We start from the raw sequence: 20,735 nt of genomic DNA, 5'->3' as shown, positions 1-20,735 counted from the left end.
CGGCGCGTCGAAGAGGTCCGGAGAACCTTCGGAAGCCGATCCGGTGTACCGTGCCCCAGTGTTACTTCGACAGCTCGAGCCCCGCAGTGCTCGCACCACCGCCGAGGTGATCAAGTTCGCACTCTGGCCCTTCGCGGTCATGACCGTGCTGAACCGGGTTTTCATCAAGGCTGTCAACGGTTTCATCACCGACGACTTCCGGCCGGTCTACCAGGCGTCGCTAGATTTTCTCAACCGGCGACCGGTGTACACGGCCAACCTCGATTCGGTCGACCCGCATTACCTGTACTACCCGAGTGGCACGCTGCTCATCGCGCCGGTGGCCTGGGTGCACGACTACGAGAAGGCGCGCTGGCTGTTCATCCTGCTGAACGCGGCCGCGATCATTCTCGCCTGGTATCTGCTGCTCCGGCTGTTCCGATTCACGGTGAATTCCGTTGTCGCGCCGGTGTTGCTGTTCGCGATGTTCATGTCGGAGACCGTCACCAACACGCTGGTCTTCACCAACGTCAACGGCTGCATACTGCTGGCCGAGCTGCTGTTCCTGCATCTGCTGCTCAAGCGGCGAGACCTGTGGGCCGGTGTCGCGCTCGGGTTGAGTCTCGCGGTGAAACCGACGCTGATACCACTACTTTTGATCGCGCTGGTCCGTGGGCAGTGGAAGGTATTCATCACCGCCCTCGGTGTGCCGATCGTGCTGACCGCGATCGCCTGGCCGTTGTCGAAGGACCCGGAGAAGTTCTTCAGCCACACCGCGCCCTATCTGTTCGAGACCCGCGACTACTTCAACAGCGCGATCGCGGGTAACGGCGAGTACTACGGGGTGGCGCCGTGGTTGATCTGGTTCATGCGGCTCGGCATGTGTGTACTGGTCGCCATTTCGCTGTGGTTGCTGTGGCGCTACTACCGCGAGGACGAGCTGTTCTTCGTGTGTACCGCCTCCGGTGTGCTGCTCACCGCGATGTTCCTGCTGCCCTCGCTGGGGCAGATGTACTACTCGATGATGCTGTTCCCGTTCCTGATGACGGTGGTGCTGCGCAATTCGGTGCTGCGCAATTGGCCCGCGTGGTTGGCGGTCTTCGGGTTCATGAGTTACGACAAGTGGTTGTCGGATCGTTGGCAGCACATCGGGCGCGACGTCGAGTACCTGCGCATCACCTTCGGCTGGGGACTGCTGCTGATCGTGGTGTTCTGCGTGCTCGGTGACCGGTATCTGGCCGCGAAGCGGGAGGGCAGGCTGCAGTTCGGCATCGACCCCACCTGGATCAAGCCGGTGCCCGCCGCCGCCACCTCCGATTCGCCCAGGTCGGCCAACGGTTCCGCGACGACGGTGGCGAAACCTATTAGCGTGGAGTGATGAGTTCCGAAGCCGATACGTCCCTGCCCGCGCCGCGGATCCAGCTGACGCCCCAGGAATGGCGCTCCAAGCTGAACCCCGAGGAGTACGCGGTGCTGCGCGAGGCCGCCACCGAACGTCCCTTCGTCGGCGAATACACCGACACCAAGACCGACGGCGTCTACGAATGCCGGGCCTGCGGCGCCGAATTGTTCCGCAGCACCGAGAAATTCGACTCACACTGCGGCTGGCCGTCCTTCTTCGACCCGACCAAGTCCGACGCGGTAATCCTGAAGACGGACGACACCCTCGGCATGCACCGGGTCGAGGTACTGTGCGCGAATTGCCACAGCCACCTCGGCCACGTCTTCGAGGGCGAGGGATACAACACGCCCACCGACAAGCGCTACTGCATCAACTCCATCTCGTTGCGGTTGCAGCCTGCGGAGGGTTCTACCAGCTAGAACGCCGGGGCTCAGTCGCTCGCAGACGCCGGGTGAACGTTTTGCGAACGTTTTCACCGGGCGTCCGCAAAGTCGACCACCGGTCGTTGCAGGTTCACATACGCCTGCGTGGTGATAGCGGAGTTCTCCTCGTGGCCCAGGATCAGCCGTGCCGCCGGGATCCCGTGGACCTCCGCGACCCGGGTGGCGCGGGTGCTGCGCAGGGTCTTGAGCGTCGACCAGGACAGTTCGGTGTCCTTGACGATCCGGTGCCACACCGTCGACATCTTGTTCGTGCGCAGGATCTTGCCGACCCGGCTCGGAAAGACCAGCGCCTGCCCTGGCGTCGCTGCCATCTTCCGCTTGCGCAGCATGGCGAGACATTCCGCGTCGACCTTGATCGTCCGCATGGAGCCACGCGTCTTGGTGAACGGTTGGCGAAAGGCCACTGTCACCACGTCCTCATCGTCGAGCTCGCGCCAGTCGCCGCGTACAACGATCTCGTGTTCAGCGAGCTCGTAGTGCTCGATGATCTTGTGGACCTGCCAGACCCGCAGCGAGCAATCGACGATCGTTCCAGCGATCGTCACCGTCGCGTCCGTGAAGTCGACATCGTCCCACCGCACCGCCACCGCTTCACTCGGGCGTGCTGCCAGCGCGTACGCCAGCATCGTGTAGTCCCGGTACTGTTTCGGTGTTCGACGGGCAGGATCTGCGAATCGCGCCTCCTCGAGCTCCCAGTACCGGCACATCTCCTCGGGTGTCAACGGCTGTGGCTCGTCGGGGAAGTACGGGTTGACCGCGCCGGCCCGACCTGCCTTCCGCCGATGCCCCGCCCGCCCATGGATTTTCACCGTGGCAACCGGGTTGAAATCCAGCAGCCCGTCCTCCACCAGCATCTGAAACGTCATGCGCAGCAGCGCCTTGTGGACCTCTTGTTTCGTTGTGCTCCAGTTCAATTGCTCGAGGTGGAGCCGGATGTGGTAGGGCTTGACGTCCACGGCTTTCATCCGCCCCAGCGTCGAACCGACGATCACGAACTTGTCCTTCTTGGCCCGAGCACTCGTCGATCGCTCGATCTCGTTGCGGTACGACTTGCCGTTCTGCGGACGCTTCCCTGGGTGCTTCTCGTACGACCCGAGCCACGCGCGAGCCGCCTCGGCGACCGTGCACTTCTCGTCGTAACTACCGGCCCAGGTAACTTTCGGTTTCCACTCGCCGCAACGGACCTTGAGGGCGTCCTTAGCTTGGCGCTTGGTCTTGCCCGACGCCCGCACCAGGCTCGGCTTGAACGGCTTGGGTTCACCAATCCGGCAATGGGTTTCAAAAACCTGCCGATCTTCGTTCCACTCCGGCTCACTCGGATCTCCCGGTTCGCCCGGCTTCAACGCTCTTCGAGGCATACGCGTCACCCTCTTCCATCCGCCCGTTCGCTCAGTCGCGACGGGACTGTCACTCGGCTTTTGCCGTGCGGCGGAGAGCGTATGGAATCAGTCGAATGAGCGGAAGACGCCAGACGTAGCTACACAATTGCCAGCAGACGCGCTACGCCCGTCTACAGACCGCGGACCGTATGCTCATCCACGAACGCTCGCAAGCATTTCCACGGATACAGCACACTGCGGCCGTACTTCACATAGCCGGGGCCGACACCCATGTAGCGGTCGTTGGCAAGCTTGGCTACGGTCGTCCGAAGAAATCCGGCCGCCTCCGCAGGAGTTGCCAACTCGCACACATCCGTTCGGGCAGCCATCTCTTCTTCGACCCCAAGTTTCCTCGGTGAGTTCGCGCCAACGCCTTCCACATCGACATCCATCGGCACGCCCTCTCCCGCCAGACTTCGCTGAATGTCACGAAACTAGCGCTGCTCTATGATCAGCCGAAATATTGCGCGGCAGTACGTAGTTCAAGGATTCCAGCAGAACCACTGACTACACAAGAAGGTCCAGAACACTCCATATGGGGGATGTCGAATCGAATTTCAGCACCTCCGCCGAGCCCGCTTACTTGCCCGTATCCGTCAACGCGCTTCAGGTAATCCGCGAGCGACGTAAGCGCGGACCGCAGTTGATCGAAGTTGCGGATGAAGTAACTGACAAAAGTGGGGTCCTCGACGCGGTACGGTTCAGCCCTAAGTGACTGGCCGGAATCCGACTCAGCGTCGGCCTTTTCGCCAGACCTCGTACACGACAACGATCAGGCCACCGACTGCCGTAACCACTGCGGCACTGGCGTTGCCGACGACGACGAGCGCGACTGCCGCCGCGGTGATCAGCACCAGGACGAACAGATCCGGCAGAAGGCTTCGGCGCTGCTCTTCCTCAGATCGCCCGTCAGGGGGGACAATGGGCACCGAGCTCGGATCAGGGGTGGTTGTCATGCTGCGCCTTCCGGTTCGCTGGCGGCTCGGCGCGTGGGTCGTGTGACCTGAGGGTTGAGGAGCCTGCCGGGGCAAGCGATCCCGCGTCGACCGTGTCATTCATGTGAATGACACGGTCGCTCATCATGCCAGCTAGATACCCGCAGCTCAATGCCCGGATGCCACCTCATCGGGTTTGTTTAAATTATGGTGAAATAGGTCGTTGAGACAGGTTTACGTCGGCGATCTTGTTGACGTACGAAGTCCCCGGCTTCGTGGCCAGCGCCCCCGCTTGGGTCCTCGGGCCTGGACTTAGGCCCCTGACCAGCCCGAACATCCCAGCCCTCGGTAAAGCGGACCGGACGAAGAGGTGGCAGCGGCCGCCACAGCGGTAGTTCCGGTGTCAATTGTGTAGATGATATGGATTCCAGCCGGGCAGATACGCGCAGTTCAAGGCATACCCACCCCCTGATCGGCTAGTTTAAATTATGTTGATATAGTCTCGCGGAGATCGCCCACTCCGAGGCGGAGGGTCCATATGCCAAAGAAACCGCTGAAGAAACCAGCGCTACCGCCTGGGGCAAGACGTGATTTCTTCGACGCTATGCAGGCCATGGTCCGGGAGGCGGGCAATCCACCGACAGTCAAACTCGGACAGCAAGTCGGCTATTCGCACCAAGCGGTCTACAAGGCCCTGACCGGCCCGAACATGCCAAGTGAGCAGATCACGACCGTGATCGCTCACTGGTTTGGCGCGGAAGAAGCTGTTGCTACAGCGCTAGATTTGTGGCGGCGTGCTGTCGCTGAGCAGCAAGGTTCCGCGAGAGTGAACTCGACAGTAGACCCGGCCAGTTTGCCGGAAAAGTCGGCCGAACAGCCGACACGAAAACCTGCCGATCGATCGACCGACACCAGCGGCACGATCGTTCCGGCACCTCCTACGCCGTATGGCTGGAGAGATGCTGGCCTATCTGCTCGCGAGCGCGAGGTACTGGTGGCATGGGTGCACTCGGATTCGAAAACTCAAGTGGGAAGACAGTTATACCTGTCCATAGGGACCGTCAACACGCATGTGACTCGGATCCGCAGCAAGTACGCAGCCGTCGGCCGCCCCGCAAACACGAAGGCCGCTCTAGTCGCACGCGCGTTTCAAGACGGTCTCGTTGAGCTCGACGAGGTCTAGGGTCGTTCGGCGTCAGTTCAGGAGAGCAATGCACAACGCGGGTGTCGTTCCAGATATCGGTGATGGCGGCCATCATGTCCGCGTAGATACCTTTGCCGAAGTCCTCGCGAGCCGAGATCAACTTCACGCCCATGAGGTCGAGCTGGCGCTTGGGTGACCGCGGCGTCGATGTAGCTGCGGAACGCGCGGGACCGGGCGTACACGATGATGTACTTGATCTGTGGGCTGTCGCGCAGATACACCGGTGATCCTCAGGCGACCGACAAGCCGACCAGGCGCTTACCCCCGACCAGAAATTTGCCCAACATGGCCGGCTCTGGACCGGCGAACCCCTGACAGGATCACAGTCGGCTCAAGTCGACTCATCGGTGTACCTCACCGACTTCTTGCGGCCGAAGAAACCAGACTTCTCGATCTGGTAACCAAGTCTCCCGAGGACATTCACGGCCTTCTTTTCCAACGCATCGTTGCCGGCTACTGCGGCCTTGACGGCTTCACCGAGGGCGCCCTTCACACCACGCGGTATGGGCCCCTCGACCTGATCAAGAGCAGCGAGCGCAATCTCCGTCATCCCGACCTGTGGCTCGCCAGTGGAAGGCTTCAGGAACGGAAGGACGATCGCTTCGATCAAGCGCTTCTGAGTGGCCGACTCGATCACTCCCGCCTGCGCCCACAGCCCAACAACGGCCCTCCGCTGACCGTTATTGCTGCACTGGGCACTGCGCTCAATCAAGATGTTCCCAACATCGCGGTCGTCGGCGTCACCGAGGCCGAGGAAGTGCGCTTCCGCTTCTGTCGGAACCCCCGAGTCTTGCCCCTCAACGTGGGCCCGAAGGAAGGCAAGTCGGTCGTCTTTACTCCATTCACTGCGTATCGCTCCGACAGCCACAGCGAGGGCGTCGGTGACCGCTCTCTTGTCGCGAAGTGCTGCAAAGAGAGTTGTCGCTGCTGCTCGGTCAGGCTTCGCTTCAGATATCCAGAGCAGAACTGCTCGTTCGGCTGTAAGGCCATAATCTTCTACTAATGCTGAAATTTCGACGACACTCGGCACGTTTTCGAGGTCCTCTGCTGACAGGCCTGATGTGGCCATCAATAGCAGAAGGAGCTCTGTGTTGAGTGGCTCCAGCAGCCAGTCGCATACTTTGATCCCGCTCAACGCTTCTTTCAATTGCTCTGGTGCGTCATCGTTACCCAATGTTCCAAGTCTGACGATTTCAACCACATCATGTAGCAAGTAATGGATGAGAGGGCTATCGCTAGAGACCGGGCTAGCGATGCTTGTTTCAAAGGTTGCAGCAATTGTTGACAACGCCTGGCGGCTGATAATTTCCGCGTTCATAAAATCGGCCGCGAAAAAAGGCTCCATATTCCGGTACATGCGGCTACGCGCCTCGGCTGTCACGTCATCCGTGACAGGCTCTTCGACATAGTCGGCCACATAGGCCGTCAGGTTCGGACGAAGATCAGGCGGTAACTGGCCCGACACAGATAGGAAGACTGCAACAGCGCTCTCTACAGCGGCCAAATCCTCGTTATCTCTTACACCGACCCACAATAGCCTCCCGAGTTGGCCAACATTTGCCGCTTGGCTGGCAGCAATCCCTCCCTGCGCGATGCCAGCGAACCATTTCGACCAGCCAGCCACCGCTCGCCTCTGAGCGGTCGTCAGCAGAGCGTCGACAAGCTCTACATCTCTGGAAGGCGCTACATCGCAAACCAGCTCTTCCACCGCGTTCCTACCCACCTGCCTATCAACACGCAGGAGCAGTAGCATCACCGAGTGTGCGATTTCGGCGCTGGCGATCGCGCGGTCGCGGGCGAATGCGACGAGACCGTCAATGACCTCCAGAGGATCAAATGGCTCCTCCATCGGAGAGGCTTCTTGCGCACCAGTTACGTTTCCTGCCGGGACGTTAGGAGCTGCAGCAGCGTCCTGCGCTTCAAAGAATTCCTCTCGCGCATCCAGTACCGAACGGATCCGGTCGCTGATGGCAGACGCCGCCGCGTGTACGAGATGAAGGGCAGTGTCGTCAGCGAGCTCACGCAAAAGTACTACCGATTCTTCTCCACCCTCTCGGACTATCTCGCGAGCAATCAATCGTGCAAAAAGATCGTCGTTAAAACCCAGGGCGGGAGCGGGGTTACGTAAGACGAAGGAAGCATCGAAATCCACATCGCTCTGATCGGCCTGGGCGAGAATCGCAGAGCGCAGTTCTAGCGAACCAGCCTCGGATCCGTTGCCAGCTAGGTTCCAGGCCGCCTCGATCGTGTCCTGGTCGAGAATCTCGGCGTCACCCCCGATGTGCACAGCAATCATCTCGCTTGCTGAATCCGCAATTCTCGACACCGGTAACGTGTCGTCGATGTCGTAGAGCCGCAAAAGAGTTCGAGCCGCGTTCGGCCCCCCGACGCCAAGGCCGGTACGTATCAGATGGTTGAGTAGATCAACAACTCCCTCGCGCGTACGCTGATCTGCACCCTTCAACTGGTCCGCAACCGTATCTATGTCTGCATTCTCAGCGGCCGCTTCGATTGCGAGAGCAGTTTGACCATCAAGCCCGAATGCTGCGCCGCTGCTGTGCATAAACACTAGATCTCGTGACGGGCCGCGGACCGGCTTGGTTCGTCGAATATAGTCGAGAAGTTGCCTATTACTCTGCTTAACCGTCCGATCCAGCGATCCGTCTGCGTCGCCCGCTTCAACGTCGCGTATCATGCTGGCCGGCGGGGCATTCTCGGCCCCGTATGCCGTAGCACGTTCGACGGCTTGTGCGGGCCATGATCCGTCGAATGCAACCTCTGGATCCGCCACAACCGACAGAACCATCTCGGGTAAGCGCGCATCGATTTCCAGGTCTCGCGCGAACAACGGGAACTCAACCCGTAAGCACACGAGTTTGGCTACCGCTGCCGCATTCTCGTGAGGGTCCTCCGCCAGTAAACCGTGGCGATGCCGGTCTTCCGCCATCCGATAGGTCAGCGCGAAAGTATTCAAGAGGTGCTTAACTCTGCGTGGGCTGGTTACGTGAGTTGGCACGAGAACAGAGACTACGTAATCACTCTTCAGCTCCGACCACAGCCCATCTCGCCCCTTTACCAAGTCTGCAGCAAACCGCGTGATTCGTTGAGACATTAGCGGCGGCAGGCTGACTTGATACTGAAACACCTTATCTAAATATGCGCTCCCAGTACTGTAATACGGGTTTATATCGTCTGCAGGAGTCTCTTGCTTCGCCTCGCGCGTGAGGCTCTCCTCCAGAACCTGCTGGTCTGCTGCGATAACAAATACGCATTTCTCGACACCCAGAAATGTGCGTATAGCGTCAAGAGTAGCGACTACCTCTTCAGCCCCGCATCTATCCAATTCGTCCACGAAGATAACAAGTCGCTTGGCTCCCGATTTACCGACCAATTTTTTAAAGATCTTCTCGAATTGTTCGTCGCTGTCCGGCATACCAAAGTTCCGGTCCACCTGCATCGTTTTGTTCGCGAAAGTGATGAGCGCAGACAATAATGCAGCCGGGACAAGCCCCGCCGTCACTGTCGATTTGGCCAGATTCGAGAAGTTGGTTCCATAGGGGCCACTCTGAAGCAAGGCGACCAACGCGACTACACCGACGATCACGCTCGACAAACCTAGCATCAATATAGCGAAAATCATTAAGATCTGAATTATCTTACTTGCGGGGACCTTGATATCCGTTCGAGTATGGCCAGAATAAAGCCCGTCATGAAACTCGTTGTCATATATTTGAAGTTCCGTCGCAACGGCCGAAATAAAGTTCCGTCGTAATGGCGTCTCGGCATACTTAAACGCATCAAAGCGGGCGAATCTAGTACCGCTGCGCCCGTCAACCACCTCACGCAGTAGGTTTCCAATACCGCTTTTACCTGAACCCCACGGCCCGTAGAGCGCAACGTTTGACGGCGCAGGAATAGTCCCAACAAGTTCACCCAACTGTCTGGCGATCTGCGCATGGGACAGGCGATCACTCCCGATATCGACAACCTCACGGTCCTCGATGAGATCGCCCCGACGGAGCAGCCTCTCCACATCAATCCTGGACAACGTTCAGCCTCCCGCTACGGCACCCCCCGCCAAGAACCTCTGGGCTACCACACATCACCGACAACTTTGCTCACGTACCTCCGACGCCCAGGGCGGGAAAACTCGCCTACTCCGCTCCGTCCGGCACTAGTCCTCACAAAAGGTACCCCGATCAAATGTGACCATGGGGCCAGATCCAAGTATCGCATTCATTTATAACGAATTACCCACCGACAAGTCCTCCAGGGGGGTAAACCAACGTTTGGTTTGTACTTAGCACAGCTACACATCTTGGCTGCGGACTGACAACTACTTTCAAGCCGAAGTGCTCTCTCTATATTAATGGATAGATATCGAGGTTACACCTAATACAGAGCCTCAAAGCGGCAGTTCTTGCTGAATCCTGACACCTTTAATTACGTAGGTTACGCCTGGGTCGACGCGCCGCACTGTCTGCGACAGATCACGCTCCCCAGTGCTGCAAAGAATTCGATCCGCTCGCACGGCATCAATCTCCGCAGCGTCTATGTCCGAGTCGTTGGGTGGCGGGCGGGCGCACTCTACGCCGGTGGCGACGGGGTCAAGGCGCGAAGAGCATGCGCCTTGACGCCCGTGGGCGGCCACCGGCGTAGCTGGAGTGCGCCCACCACCCAACGACTCGTAGCGAGGTCTGGGGTGGGTTGATCGCTCGCCGTCTGCGAGCGGCGACGAACCGATGGATTCGGTTTGTTCGCTCCAATCCTGTTCTCCAGCAAAGGAGTTCCCGTGTCCTATATTGATGATCCCGGTGATCTCGTCGCCGCAGTTCCGGCCATGCTCGGCTTTGTTCCTGAGCGATCCCTGCTTATGGTGGTGCTGACAGATTCGGCGTGTGAACCCCAGGTTGGTGCAGCACTCGTGTCTGCGGTGCTGCGATTCGACCTCGAACTGCCCCCTGAATTCACCGGCGATCTTGCTGAGATCATTGCCGACGCCGTCATCAGGATCTGCAGTTCTTCCGACTCCACCGAGGTCCTGGCCGTCATTGTCGATGACCGCGTCACCGCCCCTCCCTCTCCCTGGTTCAAGGCCGTCCGCCAAGCAAATGACGCGCTGATCGCTGCCCTCGTCCAGCATCTTGCGGATGCTGGGATCGGTCTGGAGGGCGCCTGGGCGACCGCGGCGATCGAGTCCGAGCAGCTGTGGTGGAGTGTGCTCGGGCCCCCTAACCGGGGTTCGATTCCGGACCCGGCAATCTCGGCAGTCACAGTGGCCCTGAAAGCCGCGGACAAACCGGTCTACGCTTCTCGCGCCGAGCTCGCCGCCTTGGTCGAACCAGATCAAGAGCAGGCCGAACAGGTCGGCCGGTCGTTACCGTCGGCCAGGGCCACCGTCCGGCGCCGTTATGCAGCGAAACTACTTGACGGAGACCCCGATGGCGGCACCCGATGGGCGCTCAAGCGGGCGCTCAAGGTGATCGCCGCACTCGACTCCGGTTGCCTACCAACGATTTATCGAACCGCCGAACTCGCCGCCATACTGGCTGATCGCCGTGTCCGAGATGGATTGTTTGCTACTGCCCTGAGCAACTACGCGCGTCCGGCCGAGGCGTTGTGGTCACATCTGACCCGTACCCTGCCCAGTCCCCAACGCGCCGAGGCTGCGACTCTGCTGGCCTACAGCGCCTACGTTCGCGGCGAAGGCCCCCTCGCCGGGATCGCCCTGCAGACAGCGCTGGATACCGCGCCCTATCATCACTTCGCGCTCTTGCTAGAGGCATCACTGGAAATAGGCATGGACCCACTGACCATGCGTCGAATCGGTCGATCTGGCGCCGAGCTCATGCAAGGACTCGGTATCGAGATCGAATTGCCCGAGGCCTCGTCATGAACCAGATACCGACCGACGCACAGTGGTTGCAGGCGATCACAAACCGTCAGGCCCACTTGATGTGCTTCGAAGCGATCGGCTACGCACGAGGCTATTGCGACGCCGCCGGCATCGGCTCCGGTGAGGCCATCGATTTCGGCCGTACCTACGCGGTCTTGGTCGCCTCCAACAGCTCACGCCCTTCGATCGATGGCGCGTGGCGCAACTGGCAAGCAGGCCTCGACATCGCCTCCCTGCCCACCTATACCGAACGAGCACCTCAGAAGCCCGGCAGAGGTCCCGGAACTGGTTCGACTCCAATGTAATTCGCGAGGTTGATGTTGGTCTCTCGCTGGTGGGCCGGTTGGGGCGGTGGGCGGGCGCACTCTACACCGGCGGCCGCGGGGCCAAGCTTCGCTTGACCCCGCTACTGCGCCGCCGGTGTCGGTGCAGCGCGCCCACCGCCCCACCGGCCCACACAGCAGCTGCTTCGTCCACCCTGCTCTATGCCCAGATGGACATTGCCCAATTCGCTTCTACATCAACGCTTTTCCTCTATCGCCGCTGCAGTGGACATACAGCGTCCGGTACACGCACCACCTAGAGGCGTTCGACGTCCTTCCACTCGCAAAAAGCCGTCAGCTTCGTTGCCTATCGGCCACGCCCACTGCCGGGCTACTTCACAAAGGAGCTACGCCATGAATCACCTTTTGTTCGTTCACCTTTCGGCGACAGGCCGAATCGGCCTGACACACACGATCACCCACCGCACCTCACCCAGTCGTCGCCGAGGCAGGCGCAGGATCGGTCTCTACTTCGGTGCCAGGCAGCGCTACCGTGGCTGGTTCTCGTTGCGCGACAAGGCGCGGCGATGAGCGCCGATGCACGTCGCCGGGCTTGGGCGCTGTTGTCGCGGGCAGCATCGGGTCCATGCCAGCCGTTGCAGAGCCTGATCACACAGTTGGGTGTAGAGCAGGCCGCCGCCGCGTTGGTGGCCGGTGATGTGCCGATCGCCCTCGACCGTCGGGTTCTCGAACGTGGCAGCAGCTTTGACGCCGCGGCACGGGATCTGGAGCGCCTGGATCGTCTCGGTGGCCGTCTGATCACTCCGGACGATGACGAGTGGCCGACCGACCTTCTACGCGCGTTCGACGCTGACTCTGATGACCCGGAATTCGCTGTGCCGGTGGCATTGTGGGCTCGCGGACCCCTGTCATTGCGCATTGCGACCGACCGTGCGATCGCGATCATCGGGGCTCGAGCAAGCACCGAGTACGGAAACCGTGTCACCTGCGACATCGTCAGCGACTTCGCGGCGCGCGGCTGGACCATCGTCTCCGGCGCCGCCTTCGGTATCGACGCCGTCGCTCATCGTGGTGCTCTCGCCGCTGATACAGCGACCATCGCGGTCCTCGCATGCGGGGTCGACCGTGCCTATCCCGCCGCCCATGATCGGCTCCTTACCCAGATCGCCGAGTCAGGGTTGATCCTGAGCGAATACCCGCCCGGGGCGGTGCCCTGTAAGGACCAGTTTCTGGCGCGGAATCGGCTGACCGCCGGGCTCTCGGCTGCGGTGATCGCGGTCGAAGCCGGGGTGCGCAGCGGGACCACCAATACCGTCAGGTGGGCCAATCGGTTGCATCGTCCGGCATTAGCGGTGCCGGGCCCGGTGACTTCGGCGGCCTCGGCGGGTTGTCATCAGATGATCGTTGACGGCCGTGCCCGTTTAGCGACGTGTGCCGAGGACGTCCTGGCCGCAGTGGCCGCCTCGCCATCGACCGCGACTCCCCCACCCGGGGATGCCGGGGCTTTGGCTGTTGATCGGAGCGTCCGGTGACCCGGGCGGTGGCGTGGTCGGTCACGCTGGCAGATCACGTCGCGATGCCGTTCCCGGTTACGGCTTCACTCGATGGCGCCTCACCTGTCGGCATCGGCCACACGGATTTGGCGCCGGAGTGCCGGGATCGCGTACGGGCCGCGCTGGTCAACAGCGGTCAGCTCTGGCCAGAGACCAGGGTGCGCTTATCGAGCGCAGAAGTGCCACAGCCTGCGGGGATCGCTGATCTAGCAGTGGCGGTGTCGGTCCAGGCGCTGTCAGGGGAATTTCGTTCGATCCCGCTGGCCAAGATCATGTTTGTCGCCGAGCTCGGACTCGACGGCTCACTGCGCTCTGTCGAAGGAATCTGGGCTGCCTTCGATGCCGCCGCACCGCTGGGACTCACGCATGCGGTCGTGCCACGAGCTCAGCTCTCGGAGTTCGGCGCCTCGACCGGAATCACCGTCCTCGGCGCACGGACATTGAACGCAGTACTGGCCTGGCTGCGCGGCACACGCGCACTGCCGTGTGCAGGTACCCATCACTGGGACATGTAAAGCCACAGCCTGGCTTTCCGCCGGTTGCCGTGAACAAGCCTCAGGGCTCGAAATGACGCCCTCCTGATCGACAGGCCGGTCATCCGGAATTCCGTTGCCCACCAATCGAACAAGCCCTCTTCCCACGCACCCGCACCACCTGGCCGTTTGTCACATCCCTCATCGAAAGGCCTACTATGTCGAGCCCTGTCTATGTTCGTCATGCCAACTTCGGCGACATGGTCGCGCTGCTGCAACAGCAGCAGGCCAGCAAAGTCGATCTCGTCGCACCAGCGTCATCGATACGAGCCCGCGACGGCATGTTCGAACTCCTCGGTGTTCCACCCGTCATCGATGACCGCGGCGTCACCGACGTCGCCGGCCTCTACCGCCCGACCCTGGCGGCTGATTCCCAGATCGGCACCAAACTCAAGATCCCCGTGAGCTACCTGCGCTGGCTACGCGAGGAACACCGGCTCGATCTCTACGACACCAACATCAACGGCCTACTCCACGGCCCCCACGGCACTCAGGTCGCACCTGATCTGGATGACAGCTCGTATCTGTTGCGGCTGTTCACTTCTGGGCACCCGAACCGACCCGGGGTGCTGCGCGCGTTCTTATCGGATCGCTACGGCATTGTCGACAACCTCGATCTACTGACCGCGGTCATGGACGGTATCCGTCAAGTCGATGTCGAGGTCGATATCCGCTCGTGCGACCTGAGCGATTCGTCGATGCGGTGCAAGGTCTACTCACCGCAGGTATCGGCGCTGGCGCCGCATTTCCTGGCCAACTACCGCAACCCGTTCGCCAACGCCGACCTCGAGGCCGACCGTCGCCGAGTCGCCGGTGAGCTGGATCGGTGGCGACCGATCGCCGCTCGCGAAGGCATGGGCTATGCCCCCGGTAGCGAGCCGGTCGTCACCGCGGGTTTCCGGTTCTCCAACTCCGAAACCGGCCATCACGCCATCACTTTGAAGCCCGAGCTGGTCGTCCAGATCTGCGGCAACGGCCTTTCACTGCCCTTGTTCTCTTACCGCAAGAACCACATCGGCGAAAAGCTCGGCACCGGCGCCGTCAGCTGGTCTCAGGACACCTACCGCAAAGAGCTCGCCGTCATCACCGCCAAAACCCGCGACAAAGTCCGCGAATGGTTGTCTCCAGAGTTCCTCAATGCCCGCGTCGAGGAACTCGAGCAGCAGGCTGGGGCCCCAGTCACCCAGCCGGACAAGACGATCGAGGTCCTGGGCAAGAAGCTCGGGTTCACCGAGGCCGAACGCAGCGGGATCTTGTCGCACTTCATCGCCGGCGGCCAACTCACCGCAGCCGGAATCGCCAACGCGGTCACCAGCTACAGCCAGACCGTCGCCGACACCGACCGCGCCGACACCCTCGACGATCTCGCACTGCACGCCATGAGCCTTGCCTGAAACATATGGCGGCTCAACATTTTTCATCACCCATCACCATCACAGGAGGTAACACCAATGACCGACACCATCACCCGCGAGGAATTCGATCGCCGAGCCCATTTCGGTGACGCCGGAACCACATCCGTCCTCAATGAGGCGGAACTGGCCCGCTGGCGCGAACAGTATCCGGACTGGAAGGGCAAGTACTGGTCATATTTTCCCGTCGGTGACGATGACCGATTGCTGCGTGTGCAGCCGGTCAACGTCGCCGCCCGTCCCAAGGCGCGACGATGAGCCGCCGCCCGGACTTGCTCGCACGCGAGCAACGAGCACGGCGACGGCGTGCGCGACGCCGGACGCTCGGGTCGGCCCTTCCCAGCGGCGCCCAGATAATCACCTTGAGCTCCCACGCGCTCAGCACCATCACCACTGGCGATCCCGAAATCTTGCATTCGATAAAGGATTTGGCGGCTGTTGGCTGGCACAGTCACTACTTCGACTATCCGGGTTCGCAGATCGACGCAGATGTCGTGACGACCGATCCAGAGCTCACCCACACCACGTTGCTGGTCGAGCTCGATCGTCGCATTCGCCATCGGCTTCCACATCGCCGTCGGCGCCGGGTGAAGGTGCATACCGAACCGCTGGCCATGGTCATCGACCGACTGGTCTCCCTGGCCATCACCCACAGCGTCCTCGCGGTCGCCAGCGATCGCCCTAGCGGAATCCACGAGCTCGACACCGCACTGGCCGATCTCGCGCTCGGCTACGACCAACTCGTTGCCGACCTCGTCGCCGGACGACGACGCCAGCCACGTTTCGCCATCAGCCGCGCCATCTGAATATCCCAACCCCTGAGGTAGGCACCGGACAGGTCGTAACTGCCCGGTGCCTACCTCTTTCACGATAGGAGCACTCCGCAATGACCACCACCATCGACACCCCGAAGGGCACCGACCCCAGTGACAACCCCGACATGCCTACCGACGCCGCTCAGGTAGGCACCGGGGCCGACACCATCGATTCGACCGAACCGATCCCGCAAGCCGAAGCAGCTTTCCTGGATCCGAATGACTTGGTGATCGCCGAGAACGTCCGGCGCACTTTCGACCTCAACGACCATCCCAAATACACGGAATCGATCGCGGAGCACGGTGTCCTGACTCCGATCCGGGCCGACCGGATGCCCGACGGCACCATCGAGGTCCGCGACGGCCAGCTACGCACCCTGATCGCCCTAACAATCGGACTCACCCAGGTACCGGTATGGATCACCACGGCCTTCGATCCCGGAACCGCGGAAGCCGACATCACCCGCATCAGCGATCAGATCACCGTCAACCACCACCGCATCCCACTCACCAACGGTGACCGCGCCGCCGGCATCGCCCAGATGCTCGACCTCGGTGCGACAGTCACCCGCGTCGCCCGGGAACTGCAAACCGACCGCGAAGAGGTCAAACTCGCCGCGAAGATCGGCCACTCCCCAACCGCCCGACAGATCGTGGACGAGGACCAACTCGACTTCGAACAGGCCGCCATCATCGCCGAATACGAGCTCGTCGGAGACACCGACGCTGTCCAGCATCTGCGCAACACCCCACGCAGCATGTTCACCTTCGAAGAACGACGCATCGCCAACCAACGCGAGGAACGCCGCAAACTACTGCAGACATCACTGCCCTACGCGGCAGCCGGGTGCACCATCCTTACCCACGACCCCGATTACGCCGACCCCAAATTCCTTCATTCCGCACGCTTGCTCACCGCCGAGGATCAGCCCGTCAGCTTGGCTCAGATTCAGGCCGAGCCGCAGCGGTGGGCGGTCTATTGCGATCTGCTCGAAGACGTCGCGACCCTCGATCGCGAAACCGGCGAACCGGTGGATCCCGACACGGTGGACTGGGCCACCGCACGCTATCCCGATGCCACACCCGCCGAGGGCCTGCGTCACGCTCGCGAGGTCGAACAACACGACCTGTGGGATGCCTACTACTACCTGCCCATCGACCAGCTCGACGCTGCCGGGCTGCACGAACTCATCGACATCGTCGAACCCGACACGGTCACCGATCTCGACAACCGTGCGGAGATCGACCCGATCGGCGCACCAGCTGCCGACGAGGACGATCCCGGTGCTGCGGCGCGCGCGGAGGCACTCGCCCAGCAGCGTGCCGAAGCGCGAGCCCGGGCCGAGGAAGAACGACGCCAACGCGAACTCGCCGAGCAGCGCGCGACCGAGCTCGACAAACTCGGCAAAGCAGCGATGGAAGCGCGACGCGAGTTCCTCCAGAAGCTGTTGTCGCGCAACAACGATCCTCCCCAACAAGCGTCGTCGTTCGTCGTCAAGTCCGTCATCATCGAACCCGGCTTACTCGACAGCCACGACGCGACGGTCCTCGCGATAGATCTGCTGGGTATCCAAGGGTGGCGTTCAGAGTTGCTGAACAGCATTGAGAACGCGCGGCCTCCGCGTTGCCGGGTCGTGGTTCTCGCGCTGGTGCTCGCCGCCTATGAGCAGCGCACCGGCAAGAAGGCTTGGCGCTTCAACGATCCGAGAGTCCAGCGTTATCTGCGGTTCCTCGCCGAGGTCGGACACACCCTCACCCCCATCGAACAAGTCGCCGTGGGCGACCGAGATCCCGACACCATCGAAATCTGACCCACATCACCCTCACAGTCGCAGCGGCGCACGCCCACCAGGACGTGCGCCGCTGCTTCTCATCGCACCCAAACTTTCCAAGGAGGCTTCTCGTGTCTGCGGCCAATCCGTTGCGCGAAGCGGCGATGCGCGCCGCGGAACGCGGCTGGCATGTCTTCCCGCTGCGTCCCAACGCCAAAACCCCAGTACTCGAAGGCGACTGGTCCGGCCATGCCACCACCGACCCCGACCAGATCCGGCACTGGTGGAACGACAACCCGCGCCGCAACATCGCCATCGCTACCGGCCTCAGCGGCCTGCTGGTCATCGACATCGACATCCGCCGGGCCGACCCCGCCTCGGCCGTGCCCACAGCGCAGCAGCTATGGGCCCGACTGGCGGTTATCACCGGTGATCCGTCCACCATGCACACCTTCGCGGTGCGGACTCCGTCAGGCGGTGCGCACTTCTACTATCGCGCGCCGACCGTGCCAGAACTCGGCTGCTCGGTCGGGCGCATCGGGCCTCTGATCGATTCACGAGGACGCGGCGGATACGTCGTCGCCACCGGTTCGCGCACACGAGCAGGAACCTATCGGCTCATCGAGACACACCCGATAGCCGAATTGCCCTCCGCACTTGTCGAGTTACTGGCTCCGCCTCCACCCCGAACCCAACCTTCTGCGGATCCCTCACCTGGATATCCAAGTGCTTACCTCGCCGCGATCGTGACCGACGAGGCCAGACGTGTCGCCGACGCTGCACCACATACCCGCAATGCCACCCTCTTTCGCGCCGCCCTGGTTCTGGGACGACTCTTCGCCGCCGGCGAACTCACCGAACAACGGGTCCGCACCGAACTCACCGCAGCCGCGGTCAAACACGTCGGCATCGACGGGTTCACCCACAACGAACTCGACCGCGCGATCACCAACGGCCTCATCTACGGCGCCCACCGACCTCGCCACCTCATCCCCGACCCCTGAACCACCAACAAGCACACGCCTGCAACAACACCCCTCCAACCTCCCACTTCGGTCAGAAAGGACCCCGAGATGACACCCGATCCGACACCGGAGATTCCCGCCGACGAACTCGTTGCCCAATACCTGACCGACGCGGGAATGGAGATCCTCGCTCGCAATTGGCGCTGCACCTACGGCGAAATCAGTCTCATCGCCGAAGACGCAGGCATCACCGTGTTCGTCTACGTGCACACACGCATCGGATCGGCTTTTCAGGTTCCGGCCGGTGCGGTCAGCTTCGCCAAACAGCAACGCCTGCGGCGGCTGTCTTTGCTGTGGTTGTCCGAGCAAGAAGGGCCGTGGTGGCAGGTCCGATTCGATGTCGCCGCAGTGATCCTTATGCCTGGCTGTGAACCCGATGTCCAGCATTTCCGTTCCGCGTTTTGATCGGTGTCCGACGTGGCTGTCGATCAGCCCCACAGGGGATCAGAGCCGGGGCGGGTAAACCGGCGATGAACCCGCGCCGCAACGGGTAGCGGACAAGCCTTCGCTGCGCTCAGGTCGCCTCCGGCGATCCCCTACCGACGGGCGCGGAACCCCCGCCGGCCCTGCGGGCCCGACCCCACCTCTGATGGCCACGGCCGCAGATCGACAGCCCCTCCGGTCACCGACCAGGTTGGGGTTGTCGGTCCATCCATTTTCCGAATCCTTCTATCCCGTAAGGAGATCTGTCATGGCTGGAGATCTGATGGTCACAGTGGTCGGTTTTGTTGACTGCACTAACTGAACCACTCCGGCCGAATCATGTTGGGGGGCCGGGTAATTCGTACGTCCGCGCCGTGTGGCAGGTTCTCCGATCATGTCTGCTGATCGTTGGACCCTGGCCGAGAGCCGGGATGTGCATTCACTGGTGGTGGTTCAGGTTGGCTCGGTGGTGGTCACCACTGATCCGCTGGAGCCAGCTCGCTTGATCGATGTCGATGGTCGTGTGGATGAGCATGTGCGTCAGTTCGTCCGCCATCTGGTCGCGTGTGACTACAGTCCGCACTCGTGCCGGTCGTATCTGCTGAGCCTGTTGCGCTGGTTCCGGTTTCTCGCCGCGGTGCAGGTGAAGTGGAATCACGCTGCCCGCCAAGATGTTCGGGACTTCGTGTTGTGGCTGCGGATCGCGAAGAACCCGCAGCGGCGCCACCGTCGCCGCGATGGCAGCGTGGCCGGATCAGTGAACCCGGTGACGGGTAAGGCGACGTTGCCGGAAGGCTATGCGGCTTCGACGATCAACCACTCGCTCTCAGCGGTGAAGATGTTCTACGACTATCACCTGCTGACCGGGTTCGGCCCGGTGGTCAATCCTGTTCCGCTGCAACGTGGTAACGGTCGCGATCGGCCTGGATCGCATCGCAGTCCGATCGAGGCGCCACTGCCGAACGGTCGGGCGCCGTATCGCCAGCGCGCCCGCACCAAGTCACCGCGGGCGTTGCCGGATGCGGTGTTCGATGACTTCTTCGCCGCGTTGCCGAGCAATCGGGATCGGGCGATCGTGTCGATCGCGGTGGGCAGTGGTCCGCGGGCCAGTGAGTTGTTGGGGATGGGGTTGGCTGATCTCGATATCGGCCGCCAGCTGGTCGCGTTCGAGGGCAAGGGCCATCGCGAGCTGGAATGGGTTCCCGCGCCGCCGGATTCGTTTCTGTGGTTGGCTGCCTATCTCGCCGAGACCGAGCACTTGCGTCCTGTCGGTGATACGCGGTTGTGGTGGACGTTGCGGCGCCCGACACGTCCGCTGACGTATTGGGCGTTGCGGCAAGTCCTCAATCGCGCCAACGAGCGCCTCGGCGCGAATGTGACTTTCCACGACCTGCGTCACACCTACGCGATGCGGTTGATGGACGACCCGAACCTGTTGATCACCGACGTCCAGCGGTTGATGCGGCACCGATCCCTGGCCAGCACGCAAATCTACGCGCGGGCCCGCATCGACGATCTGGTCCGCAAGATGCGCGAGCATTACGCTCGCCCGGCACCTGCCGATCCGAGTCCTGATCCTTCCTACGATCCGGCCGCGATGTCGGTGCTGTTCCCGGGTCTGACATGACCGACTCCACCACTCACACCCGCGCTCCCGTGACAGGGGTCGAGGCCGCAGCC

General features: G+C 61.8%; 19 protein-coding genes. 15 read left to right on the top strand and 4 right to left on the bottom strand.

Going from position 1 to position 20,735, the window contains the following annotated elements; genetic code table 11:
* Positions 1-58 precede the first annotated feature (58 nt).
* A complete protein-coding gene (locus ACIBK2_RS12495; protein ID WP_396966499.1) occupies positions 59-1,357 on the top strand; it encodes a glycosyltransferase family 87 protein in 1,299 nt (432 codons plus the stop codon).
* Positions 1,357-1,800, top strand: coding sequence for a peptide-methionine (R)-S-oxide reductase MsrB (msrB, locus tag ACIBK2_RS12490; protein WP_396966497.1), 444 nt, complete (start codon positions 1,357-1,359; stop codon positions 1,798-1,800). The genes ACIBK2_RS12495 and msrB overlap by 1 nt, the downstream gene beginning before the upstream one ends.
* A gap of 53 nt (positions 1,801-1,853) precedes the next feature.
* Here msrB and ACIBK2_RS12485 read toward each other — a convergent pair whose 3' ends face one another.
* The 3 genes from ACIBK2_RS12485 to ACIBK2_RS12475 all read right to left on the bottom strand — a co-directional run bounded on the left by ACIBK2_RS12485 (position 1,854) and on the right by ACIBK2_RS12475 (position 4,159).
* The gene (locus ACIBK2_RS12485) at positions 1,854-3,182 is read right to left on the bottom strand and encodes a tyrosine-type recombinase/integrase (RefSeq protein WP_396966495.1); all 1,329 of its coding nucleotides are present in this window, start codon (positions 3,180-3,182) and stop codon (positions 1,854-1,856) included.
* A 152-nt stretch (positions 3,183-3,334) separates the two neighbouring features.
* Positions 3,335-3,601, bottom strand: coding sequence for a DNA-binding protein (locus ACIBK2_RS12480; RefSeq protein ID WP_396966493.1), 267 nt, complete (start codon positions 3,599-3,601; stop codon positions 3,335-3,337).
* A gap of 333 nt (positions 3,602-3,934) precedes the next feature.
* The gene (locus ACIBK2_RS12475) at positions 3,935-4,159 is read right to left on the bottom strand and encodes a hypothetical protein (protein WP_396966491.1); all 225 of its coding nucleotides are present in this window, start codon (positions 4,157-4,159) and stop codon (positions 3,935-3,937) included.
* A 517-nt stretch (positions 4,160-4,676) separates the two neighbouring features.
* Between ACIBK2_RS12475 and ACIBK2_RS12470 the strand changes: the two genes are divergently transcribed.
* Entirely contained in the window at positions 4,677-5,321 is a 645-nt protein-coding gene (locus ACIBK2_RS12470; protein WP_396966489.1) for a response regulator transcription factor, read from the top strand.
* Positions 5,322-5,673: 352 nt separating this feature from the next.
* Here the strand turns inward: ACIBK2_RS12470 and ACIBK2_RS12465 are convergent, their stop codons facing one another.
* On the bottom strand, positions 5,674-9,375 hold the full coding sequence (locus ACIBK2_RS12465; RefSeq protein ID WP_396966487.1) for a P-loop NTPase fold protein: 3,702 nt from the start codon (positions 9,373-9,375) through the stop codon (positions 5,674-5,676).
* 759 nt (positions 9,376-10,134) lie between these two features.
* Here ACIBK2_RS12465 and ACIBK2_RS12460 point away from each other — a divergent pair.
* The 12 genes from ACIBK2_RS12460 to ACIBK2_RS12405 all read left to right on the top strand — a co-directional run bounded on the left by ACIBK2_RS12460 (position 10,135) and on the right by ACIBK2_RS12405 (position 20,682).
* Positions 10,135-11,238: a DUF4192 domain-containing protein gene (locus ACIBK2_RS12460; RefSeq protein WP_396966485.1), complete on the top strand. Its 1,104-nt coding sequence runs from the start codon at positions 10,135-10,137 to the stop codon at positions 11,236-11,238.
* Positions 11,235-11,543 (top strand): hypothetical protein, encoded by a 309-nt coding sequence (locus ACIBK2_RS12455; protein ID WP_396966483.1) that lies wholly within the window; start codon positions 11,235-11,237, stop codon positions 11,541-11,543. The genes ACIBK2_RS12460 and ACIBK2_RS12455 overlap by 4 nt, the downstream gene beginning before the upstream one ends.
* Positions 11,544-11,915: 372 nt before the next feature.
* A complete protein-coding gene (locus tag ACIBK2_RS12450; RefSeq protein WP_396966481.1) occupies positions 11,916-12,092 on the top strand; it encodes a hypothetical protein in 177 nt (58 codons plus the stop codon).
* Positions 12,089-13,054: a DNA-processing protein DprA gene (dprA, locus tag ACIBK2_RS12445; RefSeq protein WP_396966479.1), complete on the top strand. Its 966-nt coding sequence runs from the start codon at positions 12,089-12,091 to the stop codon at positions 13,052-13,054. The genes ACIBK2_RS12450 and dprA overlap by 4 nt, the downstream gene beginning before the upstream one ends.
* Positions 13,051-13,590: a magnesium chelatase domain-containing protein gene (locus ACIBK2_RS12440; protein WP_396966477.1), complete on the top strand. Its 540-nt coding sequence runs from the start codon at positions 13,051-13,053 to the stop codon at positions 13,588-13,590. The genes dprA and ACIBK2_RS12440 overlap by 4 nt, the downstream gene beginning before the upstream one ends.
* Positions 13,591-13,766: 176 nt before the next feature.
* Positions 13,767-15,002, top strand: coding sequence for a hypothetical protein (locus ACIBK2_RS12435; protein WP_396966475.1), 1,236 nt, complete (start codon positions 13,767-13,769; stop codon positions 15,000-15,002).
* A 57-nt stretch (positions 15,003-15,059) separates the two neighbouring features.
* Complete coding sequence (locus ACIBK2_RS12430; protein WP_396966473.1) at positions 15,060-15,278, top strand: hypothetical protein; 219 nt, start codon at positions 15,060-15,062, stop codon at positions 15,276-15,278.
* 236 nt (positions 15,279-15,514) lie between these two features.
* Complete coding sequence (locus ACIBK2_RS12425) at positions 15,515-15,826, top strand: DUF4254 domain-containing protein (RefSeq protein WP_396966471.1); 312 nt, start codon at positions 15,515-15,517, stop codon at positions 15,824-15,826.
* An 80-nt stretch (positions 15,827-15,906) separates the two neighbouring features.
* Positions 15,907-17,646 carry a ParB/RepB/Spo0J family partition protein gene (locus tag ACIBK2_RS12420; RefSeq protein WP_396966469.1) on the top strand — a complete coding sequence of 580 codons (1,740 nt, stop codon included), beginning with the start codon at positions 15,907-15,909 and terminating at the stop codon, positions 17,644-17,646.
* A gap of 92 nt (positions 17,647-17,738) precedes the next feature.
* Entirely contained in the window at positions 17,739-18,611 is an 873-nt protein-coding gene (locus ACIBK2_RS12415; RefSeq protein ID WP_396966467.1) for a bifunctional DNA primase/polymerase, read from the top strand.
* A 69-nt stretch (positions 18,612-18,680) separates the two neighbouring features.
* A complete protein-coding gene (locus ACIBK2_RS12410) occupies positions 18,681-19,037 on the top strand; it encodes a YraN family protein (RefSeq protein WP_396966465.1) in 357 nt (118 codons plus the stop codon).
* A gap of 412 nt (positions 19,038-19,449) precedes the next feature.
* Positions 19,450-20,682: a tyrosine-type recombinase/integrase gene (locus ACIBK2_RS12405; protein WP_396966463.1), complete on the top strand. Its 1,233-nt coding sequence runs from the start codon at positions 19,450-19,452 to the stop codon at positions 20,680-20,682.
* The last annotated feature ends 53 nt before the right edge of the window (positions 20,683-20,735 follow it).

The organism is Nocardia sp. NPDC050175 (assembly GCF_044459885.1).
GTDB lineage: Bacteria > Actinomycetota > Actinomycetes > Mycobacteriales > Mycobacteriaceae > Nocardia.
Note: the sequence above shows the minus strand (reverse complement) of the source record. Positions and strands in the feature narration are given on the sequence as shown.